Annotated in this window: 3 protein-coding genes; 1 reads left to right on the top strand and 2 read right to left on the bottom strand. The window is 43.7% G+C overall.

The genetic code is table 11. The features are described 5' to 3' along the window. The first annotated feature begins 242 nt into the window (after positions 1 to 242). Positions 243 to 455, top strand: coding sequence for a helix-turn-helix domain-containing protein (locus NE619_RS17655; RefSeq protein ID WP_256133805.1), 213 nt, complete (start codon positions 243 to 245; stop codon positions 453 to 455). Between the two features lie 120 nt (positions 456 to 575). Here the strand turns inward: NE619_RS17655 and NE619_RS17650 are convergent, their stop codons facing one another. Together NE619_RS17650 and NE619_RS17645 are read right to left on the bottom strand one after the other, a co-directional pair. Beyond that, a complete protein-coding gene (locus NE619_RS17650) occupies positions 576 to 875 on the bottom strand; it encodes a glutamyl-tRNA amidotransferase (protein ID WP_256133807.1) in 300 nt (99 codons plus the stop codon). After that, a partial coding sequence (locus tag NE619_RS17645; RefSeq protein ID WP_420314517.1) for a VirD4-like conjugal transfer protein, CD1115 family occupies positions 859 to 2504 on the bottom strand: 1646 nt, incomplete at its 5' end. The genes NE619_RS17650 and NE619_RS17645, both read right to left, overlap by 17 nt.

Here is a 2504-nt window from a genome sequence, read left to right as displayed (position 1 = left end):
CGAATATTTTGAACGTCCAACCGATCAAAAATTTCTGATATGTAGCTCATAAAAATTACCCTCCTTGGTCACTCATACTTTTGTATGTTTTCTTATTTATAAATGAGATTATACATATATAAATGAGTATTTGTCCATTGTGCAATCTCACAGATAAATTTGATAAAGCATGATACATTGATTTTTTACACTTCCTTTAGTATAATGTAAAAAATTGTGAGTTAAAGGCGGGTGTCTTACCTATGGGAATGGCAACTAAAATTCGTATTCTTTTGATAGAACGAAATATGAAGATAAAAGATTTAGCAGAACAGCTTGGATATAGTGGTAATAATTTAAGTAACAAGTTAAAAAACGATAATTTTTCAGAAAAGGAATTACTTAAAATTGCTGAAATCCTAGACTGTGATTATAAAGCGACCTTCATTATGAGAGATACCGGCAAAGAAATCTGAATCTCGTTAACGGCTAAAGTACCTATCCGAAAGAATTGGACAGGTGCTTTTTCATTTGACTTTACTTATTGGACTTAATAGGGCAGATTGCGACAAATCTGCCCTATCCGTCAAACTTTTTTACCCTGCAATCAAAGTCAAAATCTCTTTTGCAAAGGTAATGACCACGCCACCGGCCAGAGTTAAAAATCCATTGGCCCGCTGGCTGGGATCATGGGATTTTAGCGAAAGACCAATCTGCACAATACCAAATCCCAGCAAAATCATGCCAATGGCCCGTATAAGTCCAAAAATAAATGTGCTCAAATTGTTCACCACCGCAATGGGGTCTTTTGCTGCAAAAGCAGTTGCCGTACCTACGGTCATTAAAAGTACAACCGCTATATAAACCCCAAAACCGATTCTAAGCGTTCTTCCCATCCGTGACGTTTTCTCTTGCTGCTTCATCATTCAAGTCCCCCTTTGTTTGTTTCATAATTTCTTCTAAGTCTTCATCCGATAACAGTTCATAGGCCGTATCTGGCTCTTCCAATACCGTGGCCTGATCTAAACGGTCTGCCAGTGAAATCTCCGCAACGGCCATGGTCACTTCTCCATGCCGGTATGGCTCTGCCTTGCCATCCGCTGTCAAGTCCACGTTCGGATGTTTTAAAATGTCAAATTTCTCATCCATAATTGGACGTTCGCCCCGAATAAAAAGAAGCGCGTAGCGATTGTCCAGCATACGCACTTCATCCGGCGTCATCAGTTCCCTGCCTGAAAGTTGATAGTTCGTTGAATAGTTCCCGGAATGACCTGTAGATTTCCCATAGGTGTTCATATCAATGGTGGCTTTCCCAAGCAGCTCACTGACGTATTTATGGGTGCTTTGCTCATTTCCTCCCAGATACAAAAATTCATCACAGTTGCCGATAATTGCCTCCCATTCCTTTTCAAATAAAGCTTTCAGTGCCGCTATATTTTGCAGCACAATAGACACGCTTACCGATCGGGAACGCATAACCGCCAAGATTTTGCCGAAATCATCCGGCAAGGAAACGTTGGCGAATTCATCCATTAGAAAGTGAACTGGAACCGGAAGACTGCCGCCGTGTTTGTAATCCGCCAAGTAAAAGAGCTGCTGAAAGAGCTGGGTGTAAAGGATACTTACCAGAAAGTTGTAGCTGGTGTCATTATCCGGGATCACGGCAAAGAGCGCGACTTTCTGTTCGCCCAGAGACGGCAGATCCAGTTCATCGGTAACCGTCAGCGCTGCCAGGCTGGAAAGGTTAAATTTCTCCAACCTGGACGCCAAGGTGATTTGTATGGACTTGAGCGTTTTGGCCGAACCGCTGTGATAGTCCTTGTAATATTTGACTGCAATATGATCCGGCTCCCGCATTTCCAGCCGATCGAACAATTCGTCCAGCGGTGACTGGTACTCGTCATTATCCTCCTTGACCTCTCCGGCCCGAAGCAGCTCCATCACCATAGGGAAGTTTTGTTCTTCTTTTGGAGCCTGATATCTTAAATAAAAGATCAACGCCAATAGCAGCATGGAGGCCGCCGTGTCCCAGAAGGGGTCCTGTGATTGAGCGCCCTTGGGTGTGGTGGCCTTAAACAAGTTGGTTACCAGCTTTTGCACATCATTGTCGTCTTTCAGATAAACAAAAGGATTGTAGCAATGACTTTTTTCCATATTGATTAAATCCAATACCCTCACTTCATACCCCATTTGCTTGAGCAAGTATCCGGTATCCCGCAGATTCTCACCCTTTGGGTCCAGGACTACAAAGGACGTGTTGGCCTGCATCAGGTTGGGTTTGCAGAAAAAACGTGTTTTTCCTGCCCCGCTTCCGCCCACTACCACGGTAAGTAGATTTCGCCGGTGCTTTCTGCTGTTATAGCTAATACGAACATTTTGTGTCAGCAGCTTATTGGCGGTAAAGGGTTTCTCACAATACTTCTTATTAATCGCCCGCGCCTCACCCCACTTGGCCGACCCATGTTCTTCACCTTTGCGGTAATTACGTCTGGTGGAAACATAGATGCCCAGGCCAAACAGGTATG

Origin of the sequence: Anaerovorax odorimutans, from assembly GCF_024459955.1 — a bacterium.
Lineage (GTDB): Bacteria > Bacillota > Clostridia > Peptostreptococcales > Anaerovoracaceae > Hominibacterium > Hominibacterium odorimutans_A.
Note: the sequence above shows the minus strand (reverse complement) of the source record. Positions and strands in the feature narration are given on the sequence as shown.

Bases quoted from the DNA above. Each gene is read 5' to 3' on its own strand.
- NE619_RS17655 (WP_256133805.1), top strand. From the start codon at position 243: ATGGGAATGGCAACTAAAATTCGTATTCTTTTGATAGAACGAAATATG.
- NE619_RS17650 (WP_256133807.1), bottom strand. From the start codon at position 875: ATGGGAAGAACGCTTAGAATCGGTTTTGGGGTTTATATAGCGGTTGTA.